Annotated in this window: 20 protein-coding genes and 1 riboswitch; of the genes, 15 read left to right on the top strand and 5 right to left on the bottom strand. The window is 44.3% G+C overall.

Annotation, left to right across the window (positions count from 1 at the left end; translation table 11 throughout):
- Positions 1-2: 2 nt before the first annotated feature.
- Both pstB and phoU read left to right on the top strand, forming a co-directional pair.
- Positions 3-764 carry a phosphate ABC transporter ATP-binding protein PstB gene (gene pstB / locus BLT91_RS05000; protein ID WP_368086777.1) on the top strand — a complete coding sequence of 254 codons (762 nt, stop codon included), beginning with the start codon at positions 3-5 and terminating at the stop codon, positions 762-764.
- A 24-nt stretch (positions 765-788) separates the two neighbouring features.
- The gene (gene phoU, locus BLT91_RS04995; RefSeq protein WP_090817535.1) at positions 789-1448 is read left to right on the top strand and encodes a phosphate signaling complex protein PhoU; all 660 of its coding nucleotides are present in this window, start codon (positions 789-791) and stop codon (positions 1446-1448) included.
- 60 nt (positions 1449-1508) lie between these two features.
- Here phoU and BLT91_RS04990 read toward each other — a convergent pair whose 3' ends face one another.
- Positions 1509-3125, bottom strand: coding sequence for a response regulator (locus BLT91_RS04990; RefSeq protein ID WP_254776797.1), 1617 nt, complete (start codon positions 3123-3125; stop codon positions 1509-1511).
- 153 nt (positions 3126-3278) lie between these two features.
- Here BLT91_RS04990 and BLT91_RS04985 point away from each other — a divergent pair, with 153 nt between their 5' ends.
- Complete coding sequence (locus BLT91_RS04985) at positions 3279-5021, top strand: GGDEF domain-containing protein (RefSeq protein WP_175532096.1); 1743 nt, start codon at positions 3279-3281, stop codon at positions 5019-5021.
- Positions 5022-5026: 5 nt separating this feature from the next.
- On the opposite strand, the gene BLT91_RS04980 is transcribed toward BLT91_RS04985, so the two are convergent.
- A complete protein-coding gene (locus BLT91_RS04980; RefSeq protein ID WP_090817529.1) occupies positions 5027-5776 on the bottom strand; it encodes an HAD family hydrolase in 750 nt (249 codons plus the stop codon).
- A gap of 133 nt (positions 5777-5909) precedes the next feature.
- Here BLT91_RS04980 and polA point away from each other — a divergent pair, with 133 nt between their 5' ends.
- The 5 genes from polA to BLT91_RS04955 all read left to right on the top strand — a co-directional run bounded on the left by polA (position 5910) and on the right by BLT91_RS04955 (position 11695).
- Entirely contained in the window at positions 5910-8570 is a 2661-nt protein-coding gene (gene polA / locus BLT91_RS04975; protein ID WP_090819703.1) for a DNA polymerase I, read from the top strand.
- A 151-nt stretch (positions 8571-8721) separates the two neighbouring features.
- Positions 8722-9582 (top strand): DNA-formamidopyrimidine glycosylase, encoded by an 861-nt coding sequence (mutM, locus tag BLT91_RS04970; protein WP_090817526.1) that lies wholly within the window; start codon positions 8722-8724, stop codon positions 9580-9582.
- 99 nt (positions 9583-9681) lie between these two features.
- On the top strand, positions 9682-10422 hold the full coding sequence (locus BLT91_RS04965) for an MntP/YtaF family protein (protein ID WP_090817523.1): 741 nt from the start codon (positions 9682-9684) through the stop codon (positions 10420-10422).
- A gap of 68 nt (positions 10423-10490) precedes the next feature.
- Positions 10491-11087, top strand: a complete 597-nt coding sequence (gene coaE / locus BLT91_RS04960; protein WP_090817520.1) for a dephospho-CoA kinase — start codon at positions 10491-10493, stop codon at positions 11085-11087.
- On the top strand, positions 11084-11695 hold the full coding sequence (locus tag BLT91_RS04955; protein ID WP_090817517.1) for a lytic transglycosylase domain-containing protein: 612 nt from the start codon (positions 11084-11086) through the stop codon (positions 11693-11695). The genes coaE and BLT91_RS04955 overlap by 4 nt, the downstream gene beginning before the upstream one ends.
- 63 nt (positions 11696-11758) lie before the next feature.
- On the opposite strand, the gene BLT91_RS04950 is transcribed toward BLT91_RS04955, so the two are convergent.
- Complete coding sequence (locus tag BLT91_RS04950; RefSeq protein WP_090817514.1) at positions 11759-11983, bottom strand: alpha/beta-type small acid-soluble spore protein; 225 nt, start codon at positions 11981-11983, stop codon at positions 11759-11761.
- A 108-nt stretch (positions 11984-12091) separates the two neighbouring features.
- On the opposite strand from BLT91_RS04950, the gene nrdR reads away from it, so the two are divergent.
- Positions 12092-12571, top strand: a complete 480-nt coding sequence (gene nrdR, locus BLT91_RS04945) for a transcriptional regulator NrdR (protein WP_090817511.1) — start codon at positions 12092-12094, stop codon at positions 12569-12571.
- Between the two features lie 306 nt (positions 12572-12877).
- On the opposite strand, the gene BLT91_RS04940 is transcribed toward nrdR, so the two are convergent.
- A complete protein-coding gene (locus BLT91_RS04940; RefSeq protein WP_090817508.1) occupies positions 12878-13066 on the bottom strand; it encodes a hypothetical protein in 189 nt (62 codons plus the stop codon).
- Positions 13067-13115: 49 nt separating this feature from the next.
- Positions 13116-13213: riboswitch (cyclic di-GMP riboswitch) on the bottom strand.
- A gap of 84 nt (positions 13214-13297) precedes the next feature.
- Between BLT91_RS04940 and BLT91_RS31295 the strand changes: the two genes are divergently transcribed.
- Positions 13298-13468: a hypothetical protein gene (locus BLT91_RS31295; protein ID WP_175532095.1), complete on the top strand. Its 171-nt coding sequence runs from the start codon at positions 13298-13300 to the stop codon at positions 13466-13468.
- Between the two features lie 89 nt (positions 13469-13557).
- Here the strand turns inward: BLT91_RS31295 and htpG are convergent, their stop codons facing one another.
- Positions 13558-15438 (bottom strand): molecular chaperone HtpG, encoded by a 1881-nt coding sequence (gene htpG / locus BLT91_RS04935; RefSeq protein WP_090817505.1) that lies wholly within the window; start codon positions 15436-15438, stop codon positions 13558-13560.
- A gap of 209 nt (positions 15439-15647) precedes the next feature.
- Between htpG and BLT91_RS04930 the strand changes: the two genes are divergently transcribed.
- From BLT91_RS04930 to BLT91_RS31290, 5 genes are all read left to right on the top strand, one after another.
- Complete coding sequence (locus tag BLT91_RS04930) at positions 15648-16403, top strand: PIG-L deacetylase family protein (protein WP_090817501.1); 756 nt, start codon at positions 15648-15650, stop codon at positions 16401-16403.
- Positions 16404-16432: 29 nt separating this feature from the next.
- On the top strand, positions 16433-17716 hold the full coding sequence (locus BLT91_RS04925; protein ID WP_090817498.1) for an MFS transporter: 1284 nt from the start codon (positions 16433-16435) through the stop codon (positions 17714-17716).
- A 102-nt stretch (positions 17717-17818) separates the two neighbouring features.
- Positions 17819-18202 carry a glucosidase family protein gene (locus BLT91_RS04920; RefSeq protein WP_175532094.1) on the top strand — a complete coding sequence of 128 codons (384 nt, stop codon included), beginning with the start codon at positions 17819-17821 and terminating at the stop codon, positions 18200-18202.
- Positions 18199-18513 carry a hypothetical protein gene (locus BLT91_RS04915; RefSeq protein WP_090817493.1) on the top strand — a complete coding sequence of 105 codons (315 nt, stop codon included), beginning with the start codon at positions 18199-18201 and terminating at the stop codon, positions 18511-18513. Before BLT91_RS04920 ends, BLT91_RS04915 begins: the two co-directional genes overlap by 4 nt.
- A gap of 283 nt (positions 18514-18796) precedes the next feature.
- On the top strand, positions 18797-18970 hold the full coding sequence (locus BLT91_RS31290; protein ID WP_175532093.1) for a hypothetical protein: 174 nt from the start codon (positions 18797-18799) through the stop codon (positions 18968-18970).
- Positions 18971-18999: the final 29 nt, after the last annotated feature.

The following is an 18999-nucleotide window of genomic DNA, read 5'->3' as shown; positions in this document are numbered from 1 at the left end:
TCGTGGAGAACAAACATAAAATAAAAACGGACAAATTAAATTTATTCTACGGAGAAAATCATGCTCTCCACGATATTGAATTAGCGATAGAAAAGGGAACAATCGCCGCTTTGATTGGTCCTTCAGGATGTGGGAAGTCCACCTTCTTGCGAACATTGAACCGTATGAATGATCTAATTGATAGCGTTCGGATTACAGGAAATGTAGCCGTTGATGGTCATAATATTTACGGCTCGGATTCAGATGTTGTTTCTCTACGTAAACGTGTAGGGATGGTTTTTCAACGTCCAAATCCTTTCCCCATGAGCATTTATGACAACATTGCCTACGGTCCACGCATTCATGGCACCAAGAAGAAGGCAGTTCTGGATGAAATCGTGGAACGCAGCCTTGTACAAGCTGCACTGTGGGATGAAGTGAAGGATCGCTTGCACAAATCGGCACTTGGTTTGTCTGGTGGACAACAGCAGCGTTTATGCATTGCTCGTTTGCTTGCGGTAGAGCCTGATGTCCTACTTATGGATGAGCCTACATCAGCGCTTGATCCAATCTCAACACTCAAGGTGGAAGAGCTAACACAAACATTGAAAGAGAAATACACGATTATCATCGTGACACACAACATGCAGCAGGCGGCAAGGATTTCGGATATGACCTCTTTCTTCCTAAACGGATTTTTAGTGGAAACGGACAAGACTGATAAAATTTTCACTAATCCTAATGATCAACGCACAGAGGACTATATTACGGGAAGATTTGGTTAACAACAACTGGAAGGGGAGAAGCAAATGGACGCAAGACCTGGGTTTCACCAATCATTGGCATTATTGCAAAAAGAATTACTGGATATGGGGGAAAGCGTAAAAGATTTGATTTTTCAGTCAGTGGAGTCGTTGGCTAAGCTCGATGAGAAGGAAGCACAGCAAGTAATTAAAAACGATGACCTTATTGATGACTATTTGACAAAAATCGATGAGCTTTCTCTGCGCTTAATAGCCCTGCAGCAACCAATGGCAAGCGACCTGCGTATTATAGGTACTGCTTTGAAAATAGCCATCGATTTAGAGCGTATCGCAGATCATGCAGTGGATATTGCAAAGATTACGATTCGTTTCGCTGGAGAAGAGCTAGTGAAGCCGCTCGAAACTATCCCGGCAATGGCAGAAATCGCCATTGAGATGCTGCATGAAAGCCTCATATCCTATACGGAACGCGATGTTCACAGAGCGGCATCGCTTGCTGAGAAAGATGATCGCGTGGACAAGCTATACAGCACAGTGATGCAGGAACTGATGAGTATGATGAGCTCGGATTATAACCGTAACCGTCAGTTGACACATTTATTGCTAGTGGCCCATTTCTTGGAGCGTGTAGCTGATCATACAACGAATATCGGTGAAGGTGTTATTTATATGGTCACAGGGAAACGCAAAGATTTGAACGTGTAAGTCAATCTTAAACATGAAAGGGACCTCCAAAGTCGTAAAGACATTGGAGAGTCCCTTTTTTCATTTATTTGAGCCATGAATGGGAAATCGAATAAAGAAGCTTGTCCCTTTCGGACTTGACTGAACTTCAATTGATGCATGGTGTCTGGCTGCGATGCTGTAGCAAATGGCTAAACCGAGTCCTGTCCCTTCGTCTTTTGTTGTGAAGAATGGACGTCCAAGCTTCTCCAGATGCTTTTCATCAATACCTGTACCCTCATCAGCAATGAGTAGGACAACGTGTTCGTTCTCCCGGTACGTCTCAATTCTCAGCTTACCACCAACGATCATAGCTTCGAGACCATTCATACACATATTCAATATGAGTTGACGCATCTCTTTATCATCCAGCTGGATATCAGGACAATCCACGAACTTGAAATCAACATGCTTGCCGGACATGACAGCTTCAGCTTGTATGAGAGGCAAGAGCATTTCGATAATGCGGTTGATATTTTCAGGCTTCTGATAGGATTGCTTATTTTTGGCTAGAGATAAATATTCAGTGATAATTTCATTCGCACGGTCCAATTCTTCCAACATGATAGGGATATATTGTTTTTGCATATTCCGATCATTTTCACGAAATAATTGCAGGAATCCACGAATCGTTGTCATGGGATTGCGAATCTCATGGGCAATACCAGCGGCCATTTCACCGACAAGGTTTAATTGAGCAAGACGAGCCATTTCCGTTTCAAATCGCAAGCTTTCTGTGATATCGACAGCCACTTGGAGCAAGCAGCTTTCATTTTCGATATCGATGATTTCCGTTGAAAGCAGGGCAGTTCGAATTTCCTTAGATTTGGTTTCATACTTCACTTTGCAGTTATGGATAACCTCATCACAGCTAGTTGATTCACCCGATTCTTTTCGTAAAAGATCCATTTTTGTTCCAATGATTTCGTCGCCATATCCCGTATATTGTTTCCAGCTTTCATTAATTTCAATATAGGTAAGATCAGGTAGACGGCGGATGGCCATCAAAGAAGGTGAGAGTATGAACATTTTCTTGAAATGTTCTTGTGATTTTATCAGTTTTTCATGGGCATCTACCAACTCTGAGGTCCGCTCTTCCACCCATTTTTCCAATAAATAATTCTGCTGCTTTAATTTCTCTTCCGCTTCAGCCAACTTGCGGTTAGTCTCTTCAAGATCCAACGTTCGCTTGTGCAGGAGTTCACTTTGATATTTGATTTTCAGATGACCTAGGTGCATATTAACGAAGGCATCGACTTTCATGCGCAGCATTTCGGGATGGACTGGCTTAAATAAATAATCAATCGATCCTACATGATAGCCTTTCAACACATGCTCGATCGAGGTGCTCAGAGCCGTTAGAAATATAATGGGAATGTCCTGACAAGCTTTACGCTGCTTGATCAGTTCGACCGTCTCAAAACCGCTGAGTCCCGGCATTTGCACATCCATTAAAATCACAGCGATATGATCGGCGGGTTCCTTTAGTAAATATCTCAGAACCTCTTCGCCGGATTGCAAAGATATAACGTCATAGTGGGAAGAAGCTAAAATGCTATTCAGAGCCAGCAAGTTCTCGTAACGGTCATCTACCGCCAAGATTTTTACTTGATGTTCCATTTCAAATCCTTTCCGTGCATGTACTTGCTTTGTACGCACCTAACAATCCATCCTTCTCTTTTTCGTGGAAAAGATGGAATTCCCTCTTTTTTATTTAAAGTCTTTACATACATTTTACATATGGATAATAAAGCCAGTCATTTGGTTTGATAGACTAGAGATATACTTATAATTAGGTAAGGGATGATGGACATGAACGCTCAGTCAGAAGTGCTGGTACAGTTTCAAAAAATGATAGAAAAGGAGTTAATTTATTCGGTCTATCAACCTATTGTTTCGCTGCAGGATGGTCATGTGATGGGGTATGAAGCGTTAATTCGCGGTCCCAAAGATAGTCCCTTTCATTCACCTTTGGCTATGTTTCAATTCGCTGAGCAGCAGGGCGAGCTTTATATGCTTGAGCAGCTAGCACGTGAAAAAGCGATTCAAGGATCGATTTTGGAGCATCCGCAGCAATTGCTTTTTATTAATATCTCATCGCAAGTACTTTATGATCCAGGCTTTGTTCCTGGTAAAACACTGGAGATTTTGCAGAAATACGGACTTCGTCCAAGCAACGTAGTGTTTGAAATTACAGAACGAAGCTCCATCGAGGATTTCTCCCTCGCTCAAAAGATTCTAGAGCATTATCGTAAACAAGGCTATCGGATTGCGATAGATGACGCGGGAGCGGGTTATTCCTCCTTACAAGCTATTGCTGAGCTGCAGCCCGATTTTATAAAAATTGATCGATCCCTCATCGAAAACATACATAAAAACAAAGTAAAAGAGTACATTTTAGAAACGTTTGTGACATTTGCCCAAAAAATGAACATCTCTATAATTGCTGAAGGAATTGAGCATGCAGATGAATTAATCAAATTAACTCGGCTTGGCGTACATTACGCGCAAGGCTTTTTGCTAGGAAGGCCAAATGAATCCCCAGCGAAGGTTCAGGACAGTCTGAAGATATTAATTTGGCAGCATCGCAAAGTACAAGGAGGCGGCATGACTTGGAGCATAGGCGACCTGAAAACACCTGTAAAAGTATTTGATAATAAAGTGCAGGTTTCGGAAGTAGCGGAGTATTTCAAAAAAAAACAAGAGGATGTCGGTGTCGTTATTGTTAGTGAGGAAGCGCCAGTCGGTCTGATGATGAGAGATCGCTTGTTTCAGCAATTGGCTGGACAGTATGCCTTCTCTTTGTTCTGGAACCGTACGATTGACGGCATCATGGATGGATCGCCGCTGATTGTGGACGAGTTCATGTCGGTTGAGCAAGTGTCACAGATGGCGACCTCACGCTCAATCAATCATTTATATGATCTTGTGGTCATTACGAGCAATGGGAAATTGGCGGGAGTAGCTTCAATCAGAACGATTCTTGAAAGTATTACGAATGTAAGGATGGAGTCTGCTCGAGTGGCCAATCCTTTGACAGGGCTGCCAGGGAATTTGCAAATCAATAGGGAATTGAACAAAAGGATGAGTGAGAACAAACCGTTTCATGTTGTTTACGCGGATCTGGATTATTTCAAATGGTTCAACGACCGGTTTGGCTTTCAAAAAGGGGATCAATTGATTCAATACACAGCGGATGTTATGCAGCAGGCAATTGCGGTTTGCGGGACACCTTATGATTTTGTGGGGCATGTGGGAGGTGATGATTTTATCGTTATTTCTTCTACGAAATCGCCTGAACTTCTGTGTCAGGAAACGATTCGACGCTTTGAGCAGGGCGTGCAAATGTTTTATGAAGAAGAGGAATGGGAGTATGTTTGGGACCGGATCGGTAATAAGGTTAAAAGCGAGGGAGTCACACTGTCGCTCTCTTTAGTCGTTTGCAGCTGTGAATCTCCCATTTCACTCGAACACATTTCTCAAACAGCGGCTCTTCTCAAAAAGAAGGCCAAAGCGCATCAAGGCAGCATTTATTATTTTCAAAATATTGGTTAGAAGGATTAGAAGGCATAGATCAACTGCTTAAAGGAACGGATAATTATCACTTTTTGTTTCCCGATGCGGCGCTCCGATATTTTCTTAATATTCCCCGGATGTATCCAGATCGCATCCATGCCGCTTGATGCGGCTCCCACCACATCATTACGCCAGGAATTACCAACCATGACACATTGACTTGAAGCCGCGCTCATTGTCTTCAGAGCCCTTTCGAAAATAGCAGGGTGCGGTTTGCGCGGACCGTCCTTCTCCGAGCTAAACAAACGCTCCTGATCAATCCACTTTGTCAATTTCATTTTCTCCAAATTTTGCTGAAGCCTTCTCCGATTTCCATTACTAATAATAGCAAGCTTATAGTTTTGTGATAAAGCATCAAGAGTGTCCTCAACGCCGGGAAAAAGAGCGACGAAATTATCCTCCTGTTCTTCGACCTGTTCGAAAAAAGTCCGGGTAAAAGCAGGACTAACATTCACCGGTAAGGGTTGTAGAGCTTTGCGTAAACAAATGTGTCTCAGCTCATCCGGAGATATGGGACTCCTTATCGGCGCCTTTCGGTGACGACTCCACTCCATCTTATAGCTTTGCAAGACATCTTGGGTAGAGAAGAGCGTTTCGTCAGGCTCCCACCTCGCTGTGTAGTCATTCATAACTTCAAGGAAAGCCGAATCAAAGCATTGTCTGCGATCCAGTATCGTATTATTCATATCGAAAAAGATTACCTTTTTGCGTGTTGGTGAGAAAAAAGGGCTCATACGGAGAACCTCCTTCAAAAGAACGGACCATCGAATTATGGATTCCTTACATGTTTATGTGCGGAACGGTTTTTTTATTTTAATTTCGTATGCTATGATGAAGGAAGTATGTCAAAAATCGGGGTGCGAACTTATGGATAAGCTTATAATTATTGATGGTAATTCGATTGCGAATCGAGCTTTTTATGCTTTACCGCTGCTCAGCAATTCCAGCGGATTGCATACGAATGCGGTTTATGGATTTACAACGATGCTGCTGAAGTTAATAGAAGAAGAAAAGCCTACACATTTTCTCGTTGCATTCGATGCCGGGAAAATAACGTTTAGACATAAAGAATATACGGAATACAAGGGTGGGCGTGCCAAAACACCGTCTGAGTTGTCCGAGCAGTTTCCGCTGATCAAAGAGCTGCTTAAAGCGTTCAAGATTCCGCAGTTTGAGCTGACAGGCTATGAAGCTGATGATATTATTGGAACTTTGACCAAAGCAGCCGATGAGAGGGGCGAGAAGGTCCTGCTCGTGTCCGGAGATAAGGATATGCTGCAGCTTGCTTCCGAGCATGTAACCGTAGCGATAACACGTAAAGGAATCAGTGAGGTTGAGCTTTATAATCCGGAAGAAATTATGGAAAAGTATGGCATTACCCCTGCGCAAATTATCGATCTCAAAGGCTTGATGGGCGATACGTCTGATAATATACCAGGGATTCCGGGTGTAGGGGAGAAGACAGCGCTCAAGATGCTGCATGAGTTTGGTACCGTCGAAGAAGTACTTGCCAATACCGCAAGCCTTAAAGGCAAAATGAAAGAGAAAGTCGAAGAGCATGCGAAGGACGCAATCATGAGTAAAGAACTCGCGACCATCTTCCGCGAAGTGCCGATGGAAACTGAGTGGGATGTGTTCCGCTACGACGGCTTTGATGGACAAGCTTTATCCAGCATGTTCCGCAAACTGGAATTTAAATCTTTACTGGATAAGATGGATTTCGGTTCCGTGGATTTGGATGAGGGGCAGATTGTTGAGAGTTTGGAAGCGGTTGTTGTAACGGAAGAAAATATGGGTGAGCTGATCGGCAAATTAAGCGATAGCGCAGCGATTCATGTAGAGGCTGTTGGCGAAAACCCGCATCAAGCTGTGAATGTCGGTATTGTCTGGTTCACGTATGACGGGGATACGAATAAATCCTATTTTGTCCCTTTCCATTTGCTGAAGAGTGAAGCGGGCGAGCCGCTGCGTGCTTGGCTTGGCGATGATTCTATGAAGAAGCAGCTCTTTGACCTGCACCGCTCTCAGCTCGCACTGGCTTGGCAGGGCATCCACCTCAAAGGCGTGGATTTCGATGTCTTGCTGGCGGCCTACTTACTTGACCCGACAGAGTCCAACCTCACTTTGAGCGGCTTGTCTATGAAGTACGGTCTTCCGGGCATCAAGGCTGATGAGGATGTGTTCGGCAAGGGAGCGAAGTTTCGCTTGCCGGAGCTTACAGCCCTTAGCGACCACTTGGGCCGCAAAGCAATGGCCACCGCGCGCATGGTGCCGGTGCTGCGCGAAGAGCTGGAGAAGAGCGAGATGCATCGCCTCTTCTATGAGCTAGAGCTGCCGCTCGCGGGCGTGCTTGCAGAGATGGAGCTGCGAGGCATCTCCGTGGATGCCGAAGGTCTTAAAGCGCTCGGCGTGGAGCTTGCAAGCAAGCTGGATGCGATCATGACGAGCATCTATTCGCTCGCCGGCGTGGAGTTCAACATCAACTCGCCGAAGCAGCTCGGCGAGATCTTGTTCGAGAAGCTGGGGCTGCCTGCTTCGAAGAAGACCAAAACCGGCTACTCGACGGATGCCGAGGTGCTAGAGCGCCTTGCGCCCTACAACGAAGTAGTAGGGCAGATTTTGAACTACCGCCAGCTCGCGAAGCTGCAATCGACATACGTTGAAGGGCTGCTTAAAGAAGTGCGGCCGGAGACCGGCAAGGTGCATACCTATTACCGGCAGACGATTGCCGCCACAGGCCGGCTCAGCAGCCAGTTCCCGAACCTCCAGAATATTCCTATTCGTCTGGAAGAGGGGCGTAAGATCCGCAAGGTATTCGTTCCATCCGAACCCGGATGGTACATACTTGCTGCGGATTACTCGCAAATCGAGCTGCGCGTGCTTGCGCACATCTCGCAGGATGAGAACCTGAAGGAAGCATTCCTTCAGAATATGGACATCCACACGAAAACGGCGATGGACGTTTTCGGTGTGGCAGAGAGCGCCGTCGACGCGAACATGCGTCGCCAGGCCAAAGCCGTCAACTTCGGTATCGTTTACGGCATCAGCGACTACGGCTTGTCCCAGAACTTAGATATTACCCGCAGGGATGCAGCACAGTTCATTGAACAGTACTTTGCTGTCTTCCAAGGGGTTCGCAAATACATGGACGAAATCGTGAAGGATGCTCGCAGAGATGGCTATGTCACGACTCTGCTGCAGCGCCGCCGATATCTTCCTGAGATCACAGCTTCGAATTTTAATGTGCGGTCCTTCGCTGAACGAACAGCGATGAACACGCCGATTCAGGGTACGGCAGCCGATATTATTAAGTTAGCCATGGTTCAGATGGCCGATCGTTTGAAGAAAGATGGGCTCAAGAGCCGCATGCTGCTTCAAGTACACGATGAGCTCGTCTTTGAAGTCCCAGAAGAAGAATTAGAGACTATGCGCCGTGTTGTGCCAGAGGTGATGGCAGCTGCCCTGCAGCTGGATGTCCCTCTGAGCGCGGACGTCGACTTCGGCCTTACTTGGTACGATGCCAAGTGAATTTTGGTCTGGGTGTGTTTGTGCGGATTTGAGGGAGTAGTTTTTTGTATGCCTGTTTTTTACACCTTAGTGTGCCAATTCGGCGCACTCAGCCGCTAAGCCCGCGTAAACCGAGCTTAGCGGACATTAACAACAATAGAGGTGAACATCCGTGCCTGAACTACCTGAAGTCGAAACGGTCAGACGCACTTTGAACAATCTAATCACCGGTAAAACGATTGAACATGTTCAGGTTAGACTGCCTCGCATCATCCAAAAGCCGGATGATATTCAAATGTTTGAGGTTCTGCTGCAAGGGCAGACGATAGAAACCATAGAACGCAGAGGGAAGTTTTTGCGTTTCATACTCACCGATTACGTCATGGTATCACATCTGCGGATGGAAGGCCGGTACGGTTTGTATGACGGTGAAGATCCGCTGGAGCTCCATACTCATGTGTTGTTTCGTTTCACCGATGGCAGTGAGCTCCGTTACAAAGACGTTAGACAATTTGGCACGATACATCTGTTCCCGAAAGGCGAGGAGCTCACGTCGCCACCGCTGAACAAGCTCGGCCTAGAGCCGCTGGATGAAGGCTTCACCTTTGAGGCTTTCCGTGACCGGATTGCTCATCGTTCGACAAAGATTAAACCACTGCTGCTTAATCAAGAATATATCGTGGGTATCGGGAATATTTATGTAGACGAGTCTCTCTTTATGGCGGGTATACATCCGGAGCGAGAAGCCTCTTCGCTTAGCAGAAAGGAACAGGAACTTCTGCATAAAGCCATTATCCATACGCTCAGTGAGTCCGTTGAAGTTGGAGGATCTTCGATTAAATCGTACGTTAACGGACAAGGTGAAATTGGCATGTTCCAGCATCAATTCAACATTTATGGCAGACAGTCTCAATCCTGCAAAACATGCGGAAGTGAAATTTACAAAACCGTTGTTGGCGGCAGAGGAACGCATATTTGCCCAACCTGTCAACCGTTAAAGCGGAAGAGAATTCCAAAGAAATCAGAGAAATAGGCACGTGAAGCCCGCCCTTCCCATATGATATGGAGTACTTAGCCCAGATAAACGGCTTACACAGCTAGTTTTCTAGGTAAAACTCTTAGGAGGGGTATTATGCTTCCGGTGATTTCTTTGCTTATACTGGCTTTCGCAGTTTCATTAGACGGATTTGGCGTTGGTGTGATGTATGGGTTACGCAAAATACGAATCCCGTTCCTATCCATTGGTATTATATCGCTCTGGTCTGGTATCATTATCTTCAGCTCGATGCAGATCGGTGTACTGATGTCTTCTTTCATGACTCCTTTGTTTGCTAAGCGGATTGGTGCACTTATCTTGATTGGGATTGGCATCTGGGCTTTGGCACAAACGAGACAACAAAAGTCTGACGACCATCAGGATCCTGTCAAGTCATCCTTAGATCAAGCATCTTTAAGCAATGTTCATCCTTCCCAAGATGCTGGATATCCTGGAGCTAGTGAAACTCTTACATTTGACACGCTTCAACGAACGAAGGAAATACTGAATATTGAGCTGAAACGCTTTGGACTGGTGATTCAAATCTTGCGAACTCCGTCCATTGCTGATGTTGACAAATCCGGTAATATTTCCGCTTCTGAGGCTACTTTGCTAGGCTTAGCGCTCTCATTGGATGCGTTTGGTGCGGGCATTGGCGCAGCATTAATTGGTTTTGTTCCCTTGTTAACAGCTTCCGTCATATCCCTATCAAGTGGTTCGTTTATTGCATTAGGTTTGCGGATTGGTTTTCGTTATGCGGAGATGACTTGGTTGAAGAAGCTGTCTATACTTCCGGGATGTGTACTCATCATCATGGGTCTATTGAAAATGTTATAACCTATCCATAAAAGTCTTTGGAAATGAAGAAGTTTTCCGAATGGGAAACGCTTAGGAGAGATCTGCCTATGAATATCGGGTTAACAGGAGGAATCGCTTGCGGCAAAAGCACGGTTAGCGCCATGCTGGTTAACCGCGGCGCTCTATTAGTAGATGCGGATACGATTGCCCGCGATGTTGTCGAGCCCGGCAGCCCTGTTCTTGAACAGGTTGCAGCACATTTTGGACAAGCCGTTCTTCAGGCAGATGGCTCGCTTCATCGTAAAAAGCTTGGTGAGATCATTTTTGGTAATACGGAGGCACGTAAGCAGTTGGAAAGTATTCTGCACCCGCCTATTCGTGTACGAATACGGGAACAGATGGAAGCATACGAACAGCAATATCCGGACAAGCTTGTTGTGGCTGATGTCCCTTTATTGATAGAATCTAATTTAACCTTCATGTTCCAGGAGGTTATGGTTGTTTATGTTCCGCGTCATGTACAGTTAGAGCGACTTATTCATAGGGATGGCCTGACGGAAAGTGCGGCAAATAATCGCATTGACGCGCAGATGTCGATTGAGGAGAAGCGCAAACTAGCTGATGTCGTTATCGACAACAGCGGGACTTGGGAAGAAACCAATTCTGAGGTGGAGCGGTTTTGGCTAGAGAAGGGGCTTTCATGACCTTTTTACGAAAAAAACGAGTATTTGCCCTTTTACTTGTTTGTTTTGTTTTGGTTCTCTTTATGAATAGCGCTTTTATAGGAAGAAAGCTGTATCCGATCTATTTTGAGCAGGAAATTAGGCAAAGCGCGGCGAAACACAATATAGATCCGTTTTTAATTGCGGCCATTATTAGGGTGGAGACAAATTATAAGTATCATTTGGAGTCGAGAAAAGGGGCTTTAGGACTCATGCAGCTTATGCCTGATACGGCAGAATGGATTGTGGAGTCCACGAATTTAGGGCCCCATGTGCAAGAAGATTTATTAAAAGTGGATGTGAATATTAATCTTGGATCCTGGTATTTGAGCTGGCTGAAGAAGCATTACAATGGGAATTTAATTTATGCGATTGCGGCTTATAATGCAGGTCAAGGGAATGTGAATAAATGGAAGCAAAATAACGTTTGGGATGGCTCAGAAGCAAATATTAATCAAATCCCTTTCGGTGAAACCCGTCATTATGTACAGCGGGTACTTTATTATTACGAGAAATACACGAAACTTTATTCTCACCAATGGGAAAATAATGTTTCTTACTCTCCACAAAACAAAGAAGCATTGGACTAGCTCCTTTTGGGGGCCTAGAGTCCAATACTTCCTGTTTGCAGATTCAGTAGCTAATCTTCAAGATTACTTGAATTGACCAGCTAGAGATTGTTCTGCGATTTGTACCAGTCGACGAGTGATGTTACCACCAATAGAACCAGCATCACGAGTAGCCATATTGCCCATATATCCATCTTGAGGGATGGCGATACCTAGCTCTTGAGCTACTTCGTATTTCAACTGATCCAACGCTGCGTTAGCTTGAGGAACGACTAATGTATTGCTGCTGCGGGATTGTCCTGCGCCCATGTCTGTTCACCTCCTTGTCGTTTGGTAATAGTATTGTGTGCATATCTAAAAAGATCATGACATGTAACATATGGTAATAGATCAAAAGAAAGAAAGGAGAGATAGCGAATGAAGTGTCCGTTCTGTGACTATTCCGGTACCAAAGTGCTTGACTCCCGTTCAGCCAATGAAAACAAATCCATCCGTCGACGTCGAGAATGTGAGAAATGCGCTAGAAGATTCACCACATTTGAGATGATAGAAGAAACACCGCTTATCGTGATTAAGAAGGATGGAAGTCGGGAAGAATTTAGTCGAGAGAAAATAATGAGAGGCTTGATTCGAGCTTGTGAGAAGCGTCCGGTTTCAATGGAAAGACTGGAGATGATCGTATCTGAGGTGGAAATGCAGCTCCGTACCACGGCTCACGCCGAAGTGGAAAGTTTAGGCATTGGTGAAATTGTTATGGAGCAGCTGTACCCCGTCGATGAAGTGGCGTACATTCGCTTTGCCTCCGTTTATAGACAGTTCAAGGACATCAACATGTTCTTGAAGGAGCTTACGCAAATTCTGGGAAAGCATGACACCGGACTGCTCCGGGATAAATAATACCCAAATTATATAAACTGCTTCCGTTCACTTTAGACGAACGGGAGCAGTTTTTGCTATTCATAACGATTGAAGTCAGAGTCGTACATCTTCTGATTAGATAAAAAATTAATTAAACCGAATAATAACTAATAAATTTAATCTCTAAATCTGACAAAAAATAAGAAAAAGACAGCGGAATTCCCGCCGTCTTTTCTTATTTTTTCCTGTAAAATCAATAATCACGAGATTTTATTTGGAATGAAAAAAAATAAATCTTTAGACATCAACCGACTGTATTTTTGTATGCTTTCGTGCATAATTCTTTTATTGAGTACGTTTGTCCAGTTCACTTCTTAGAAAATGAATAAATCGAATAGCTTCCTCTTGGGATAAAACGTTGTCATCCAACTTAAAGGAGAACATGTTCAAAATATCATCTTCTGGAAGATGCAAGTTATCGATCAATTGTTGTACATCTAAACTTATTTTTCCATCCAACGTAATTTTCCCCATCCTTCTTCATCTCCTCCTAGTGTTTCTACATTAATCGAACGGAGGCTGTACAGGCAGCTGGCTGACATTTTGGACATGAAACGATTGCCCAATTTAGCCCCTATAGCTTTGCGTCACCACTTTTCAGTGGTTTTGCCTTTATCGTACCGATTAATGCTTGTATGAAAACTATATCATATTTATGGATTGAGTTTCTATTTATTACATTTATTCGAAGGATGGTTGAAGCATATGTCCGTCAAGCCAAAACAAATTCCAAGTATTTCTTATGAATTAGATATCGTAAAAGTTGCTAGCTCTCTCGGAATTGATCAAGATCGCTTATTGGCTTATGTGTATTCGAATATGGAACCGAATAAACGATGTGATGAAAAAGATATCTCTTCCGACAATCGGAGTTGATAATCTTATATAAAAAAGAAGCACTACAACTCAATGTTGCAGTGCTTCACTCTTTTTAACACATCCAGATTTGCTTTACTACCTGTGTATTAGACCATGATTTTACAGATATCGTTCGTAAATTCAACTGGATCCTGAAGAGGCAATCCTTCGATTAAGAGCGCTTGATTGTATAAGAGAGCTGTGTATAGATTTAGCTTTTCTTTATCTTTATCAAAAGCGTCTTTTAACGATGCAAACACCTCATGGTGAATGTTGATTTCCAAGACCTTCTCGGCCTTAACACTCGGATTATTCGGCATTGCATTTAATATTTTTTCCATCTCAATCGTCACGTCACCATCCGTAGATAAGCACACAGGGTGTGTCTTTAATCTTTTGGATGCTTTCACATTTGTCACTTTACCCGACAGTAGAGTCTTCATATAATCGAAAAGCTCTTTGTTTTCGTTCTTGTCAGAATCGGTGTCCGTTTGGTTTTCATCCATTTCAATACCAAGATCGCCGCTCGACACTGATTTAAATTCTTTCTCCTTGTATGTCATGATCATTTTGATAGCGAACTCATCGATATCATCGGTGAAATATAAGATCTCATAACCTTTTTCGGATACAAGCTCCGTTTGCGGAAGCTTATCAATTCTTTCAATCGATTCCCCGGAAGCATAATAAATGTACTTTTGATCCTCAGGCATTCTTGAAATATATTCGTCCAAAGTGACGAGCTTTTTCTCCTTGGAGGAGTAGAACATCAACAGGTCTTGCAGGACTTCTTTGTGGCTTCCATAATCGCTGTAGACCCCGAATTTAAGCTGACGGCCGAAGGATTTGTAGAACTGCTCATATTTCTCTCTTTCGTCCTTCAACAAGCTCTGAAGCTGGCCTTTGATTTTGCTTTGAATGTTTTTGGCAATCAATTTTAACTGACGGTCATGCTGCAGCATTTCTCTAGAAATATTAAGAGATAAGCTTTCGGAATCTACCATTCCCTTAACAAAGCTAAAGTAGTCAGGAAGCAGATCCGCACATTTGTTCATGATTAATACGCCATTGGCATATAGCTCCAAGCCTTTTTCAAATTCCTTGGAATAATAATCAAAAGGCATATTTTCTGGAATAAAGAGAATGGCTTGGTAGACCACAGCGCCATCCGCGCTAACATGAATATGCTTAAGCGGCTTGTCGAAGCCGTAATGCTTCTCGTGATAGAACTTCTCATAATCCTCTGGAGTCAATTCACTTTTGTTTTTTCTCCAAATCGGCACCATGCTGTTCACATGCTGTTCTTCCTGATAATCCTCGAACTCGCTGTCGCTGCCTTCTTTCAATCTTTTTCCGGCAATGTCCATTTTAATCGGATAGCGGATGAAATCAGAGTACTTTTTGATGATGGCTTTTAAGCGATATTCGTCTAAGAACTCATCGAAGCTCTCATCTTCTGTGTTCTCTTTTATTTTCAAGACGATTTCCGTACCCACGGAATCTTTATCACTAGTCTCGATCGTGTAGCCGTCAGCGCCAGTGGACTCCCACTTGTAAGCAACGTCGCTGCCAAGAGCCTTACTAGTTACGGTTACAACATCAGCAACCATGAACGCTGAATAGAAGCCAACGCCGAACTGGCCGATGATATTGTGACCGTCTTTGGCTTCATTTTCTTTCTTGAAGGCCAAAGATCCGCTCTTCGCAATGATCCCCAGATTATTCTCAAGATCTTCCTTGGTCATACCAATACCGGTATCGCGAATCGTAAGCGTTCTGTTTGCTTTGTCGGCAACAACTTTAATGAAGTAGCTATCTTTGTCAAAAACTAGCGTGTCATCGGTTAAAGCTTTGTAGTAAATCTTGTCGATCGCATCGCTGGCATTGGAGATGAGCTCTCTTAGAAAGATCTCTCTTTGTGTATAAATGGAGTTGATCATCATTTCCAATAATCGCTTGGATTCAGCCTGAAATTGTTTTTTTTCCACGTGAAGATCTCCTTTCAATTTGTAACGAAGTTAATCTTGAACCGAACGTTCCATTAGCACTCTCTGTCTTTGAGTGCTATACACTATTTTTATATCATCCCTGAAATTTAAAGTCAATTAATATAGCTATAAAAAGCTTCTATATCAATAATCAATGTACTTTTTCGACATTTTTTGTGATAGAATTTGTCGTATTGGAGGAATGTAAAATGGATATTAAACGTATTTTAGGCTTGCCAGACCTGTTGGACGTGAAAAAAATCGTATGCGTTCAGCCGCACCCCGATGATAATGAAGTAGGAGCTGCAGGAACCTTGTACAAGCTTGCGCAGCGCGGTTGTGAAATCGTATACATTACGGTGACCGATGGACGCGGCAGCGGCTCTACGGGCGCTACGGATCCCGCAGAAATCGTTGAGATCCGCAGAAAGGAAAGGCTCGCAGCGGGTGGAATTATCGGGGTTTCCAAACATTTTACGCTCGATTTCCCGGATATGGGGGATTATACAGAGCAAGATATCCTGCACAAGCTGATTCCAATTATCCGCGGGGAAAAGCCGGACATGCTGCTTACGGTGGATCCATGGATGCCATATGAGGCTCATCCGGACCATTACAAGACAGGTAAAGCGGTAGCCGCGGCCATGCTTTTTTCATCAAACGAAATTCTCTTTCCAACGTCAGAGCCGTTTGCTGTTCCGCAAATTGCCTTCTATGCAACTTCGCATCCTAATACATATGTGGATGTAACCGCGGACTGGGAACGTAAAATAGCCTCCATCTTAGCGCACAAGAGCCAATTCGACAATTTAAATTGGCCCATGGTTAAAACTTATTTTGACTATGAAGCTGGTCAATTGTATGGCAAGTTGAAGCAAAACCATGAAGCAGCAGGCTATGCGGAAGCTTTTAAGGTGTTAACTTCACATCAGTTGCATTTCTTCCCGGCAGCACTTTATAGCTAAGCATACACGACAGAGGGGGCACAACATCAATGGTAGCCACGTCCAAAAAAATTGCATACAGCTTTAATCAAGTCGGGCTCAGTGTATTATGGCAAGCCTTCAACGCTATTGCTGTTTTTTATTATGTAACCGTTTTGAACGTTCCTGGCACGTATATATCGATTGGAATGACCGTGTATGGACTCTTTAATGCATTGTTTAATCTGTTAGCCGGCTATGTAAGCGACCGTACGAAGACACGCTTTGGAAGGCGTATTCCTTATATCCTTTTCGGAAGTTTGCCATTTGGTGTTATTTTTTATTTCTTATTCAATCCGCCGGCGGCCAGCTCCACCATGCTGTTAATCTACTTTTTCACACTTACGTTCTTTTTTGATCTGATTTATTCCTTTATTGGGTTAAACACGGGTGCGTTGTTCCCTGAAATGTATCAAACCAAAAAGGACCGCTACCAGGTATCGGCGTTCCAACAAATGTTCAGCATCGTCGGGATGATTATTGGTATTGCACTGGCTAAATCCCTCGGCTTGTCCCTCGGTTGGGGACTTATGGCGGGGTTATTCTCACTTATTGCAGTCATTTCGTTATATACATCCCTGTATGGTTCTTTTGAGAACCCTGCCTACCTGACAAACCCGTTGAAATTCAAAGAAGCCACAGTGAATACGCTGAAAAATAAACTCTTTAACTCCTACGTTGTGGCGAATTTACTCATTCAGCTGACAACTACGATGTTTGTTACATTAACTGCTTTTTACACCAAGTATGTGGTTGCGCTTACGCCAACACAGAACTCAATCTTCTTGGGCTCTGTCTTTATCGTGGCCATTCCGATGTCATTCATTTGGGCAAAAAGCGGGTTACGCTTTGCAACCGTTCGAATAGCCATCATTTCATCGGTTTTATATGCGCTCATCTCTCTTGGGTTCCTTTTGGCCCACACGCCTGTCAGCGTTATCGCGATTGGTGCATTTCTCGGTATTCCGGTTTCGGGCTTCATGCTTTCCTTGCACGTCTTGCTCTCAGATGTGATTGACTTTGATGCGGAGCAAACAGGACGCCGTCGGGAAGGCATGTATTATGGCGTTAACGGCTTTATCATTCGGATTGGTATGTCCATTCAATATGCCATCATGGGTATTTTCTTTGCAACAAGCGGCTATGATGCCAATAAGAATGTGCAAGTCTCAAGCGCCATTCTCGGATTCCGCTTTCTCATTGGTGGCATGCCGCTCATTATTCTTGTGATTGGACTGGTGTTCTTAAGAAAGTATGCGTCGACCGAAAAAAAACTCAGAGGCTCAAACACTTAAGAGGGAGGCTTGGAAAATGAGACACTTACCGATATGGGGTGGCTCCAGCTCGGAGGGAGATAGCTGCATGCCGGTAGAATATGATGTAGCTGTTTTGAAGCGTTGTATCGGAGAGCGAAAGAGAGTTTGCAGCAGCAGCTGAAGGAGCATGGATATTTCAATTACAGGAACAGCAATGGATTCCTTGAGACGAACACTTCCGTTGAGTTATCCTTATTGATTATGTTCGATTTACTGTCTCCCGAAGATCAATCAGCCTTAATAGGGCAGCTGACCTCACAGCTGGAAACCAAAAACAACCAGAGCCAGCAATATGGGGATTGGGGCATTATGACTGCATTCCCGTTTTATCACAACGTTCATCTTCAGGTGGAGAAAAGCATGGCTCCTTACCGTTATCACAACGGCGGCGACTGGCCGTATTGGGATGGGGTATATGCAATGGCCAAACTGATGAAGGAGACGGAGGCTGGCGCTATCCATTGACGCGCTGGTTCCAAGTATCTTTGGAGAATGGCTGGCTGACCCCCGTTGAATATTACGGACCCGTTTATGGGGAAGGCTCAAACCTGCAGGGGTGGAGTGCTATGCCCGCGGCGGCCATGATGATGGGAGGACTAGGTCTGATGCCAAGACTAGATCAGGACAAGGTCCATCTGAAAACACCGCCTTGGGGCAACTTTTCGATGAAGCATATTCAGTTCCGCGGGCAAAGCTATCACATTTCCTATCAGGAAGGGACTTGGACAATCGAATCTGATGATGCGAAGCATGAGTATCCTTTTATCATAGGATGAAAGGACTGGATATCCATTCCTTAGCTCAAAGACGCGATCCCAATCGGATCGCGTCTTGTTTGTGCGCCCAGCATGGGCGCTATCTCTAGGGTTCAAGTCCCGAATGGCGAAGGCAGTAGTAGCCATAGCTCAAGACAAGGGTGTCGACCGTGAGGTCGAATCTGAAGGAAGTCGGCGGCAAATCTCCGGTCTGAGGAACACGAATCTCATAGAAGGCTAGCGTACGTTGGGTGAGACTGCAAACCAAGTTAAAGCCCATACTGCCAAAGGCGTACGAAAGTAAATGAGGCAGATAGATGGAGAGGAAGATAGCGTTCTTACCTGGGGAGATCTGTACGGTACGCGAAGTGAACTTCGTAACCCTACTTGTGAGAGCAGGCTGAACGTACAGAAGTCAGCAGACGCCGTAGTACGTAAGCTGTTGCAACAGCTTACGGAAGGGCTGAACATGAAATAGGAATTGAATACCTTAGCGTTCAAGGATGG

The organism is Paenibacillus sp. yr247, assembly GCF_900103825.1.
GTDB lineage: Bacteria > Bacillota > Bacilli > Paenibacillales > NBRC-103111 > Paenibacillus_E.
The sequence above is the reverse complement of the archived record's forward strand: the minus strand, read 5'-3'. Positions and strand labels throughout refer to the sequence as shown.

What these genes read in the sequence shown, in the direction of transcription:
- BLT91_RS31295 (WP_175532095.1), top strand. Translation starts at nt 13,298, where the DNA reads ATGTCCGTCAAGCCAAAACAAATTCCAAGTATTTCTTATGAATTAGAT.
- BLT91_RS04950 (WP_090817514.1), bottom strand. Translation starts at nt 11,983, where the DNA reads ATGGGCGCAGGACAATCCCGCAGCAGCAATACATTAGTCGTTCCTCAA.
- nrdR (WP_090817511.1), top strand. Translation starts at nt 12,092, where the DNA reads ATGAAGTGTCCGTTCTGTGACTATTCCGGTACCAAAGTGCTTGACTCC.
- BLT91_RS04980 (WP_090817529.1), bottom strand. Translation starts at nt 5,776, where the DNA reads ATGAGCCCTTTTTTCTCACCAACACGCAAAAAGGTAATCTTTTTCGAT.
- phoU (WP_090817535.1), top strand. Translation starts at nt 789, where the DNA reads ATGGACGCAAGACCTGGGTTTCACCAATCATTGGCATTATTGCAAAAA.
- BLT91_RS04940 (WP_090817508.1), bottom strand. Translation starts at nt 13,066, where the DNA reads ATGGGGAAAATTACGTTGGATGGAAAAATAAGTTTAGATGTACAACAA.
- polA (WP_090819703.1), top strand. Translation starts at nt 5,910, where the DNA reads ATGGATAAGCTTATAATTATTGATGGTAATTCGATTGCGAATCGAGCT.
- BLT91_RS04925 (WP_090817498.1), top strand. Translation starts at nt 16,433, where the DNA reads ATGGTAGCCACGTCCAAAAAAATTGCATACAGCTTTAATCAAGTCGGG.
- coaE (WP_090817520.1), top strand. Translation starts at nt 10,491, where the DNA reads ATGAATATCGGGTTAACAGGAGGAATCGCTTGCGGCAAAAGCACGGTT.
- BLT91_RS31290 (WP_175532093.1), top strand. Translation starts at nt 18,797, where the DNA reads ATGAGGCAGATAGATGGAGAGGAAGATAGCGTTCTTACCTGGGGAGAT.
- BLT91_RS04965 (WP_090817523.1), top strand. Translation starts at nt 9,682, where the DNA reads ATGCTTCCGGTGATTTCTTTGCTTATACTGGCTTTCGCAGTTTCATTA.
- BLT91_RS04930 (WP_090817501.1), top strand. Translation starts at nt 15,648, where the DNA reads ATGGATATTAAACGTATTTTAGGCTTGCCAGACCTGTTGGACGTGAAA.
- BLT91_RS04985 (WP_175532096.1), top strand. Translation starts at nt 3,279, where the DNA reads ATGAACGCTCAGTCAGAAGTGCTGGTACAGTTTCAAAAAATGATAGAA.
- BLT91_RS04955 (WP_090817517.1), top strand. Translation starts at nt 11,084, where the DNA reads ATGACCTTTTTACGAAAAAAACGAGTATTTGCCCTTTTACTTGTTTGT.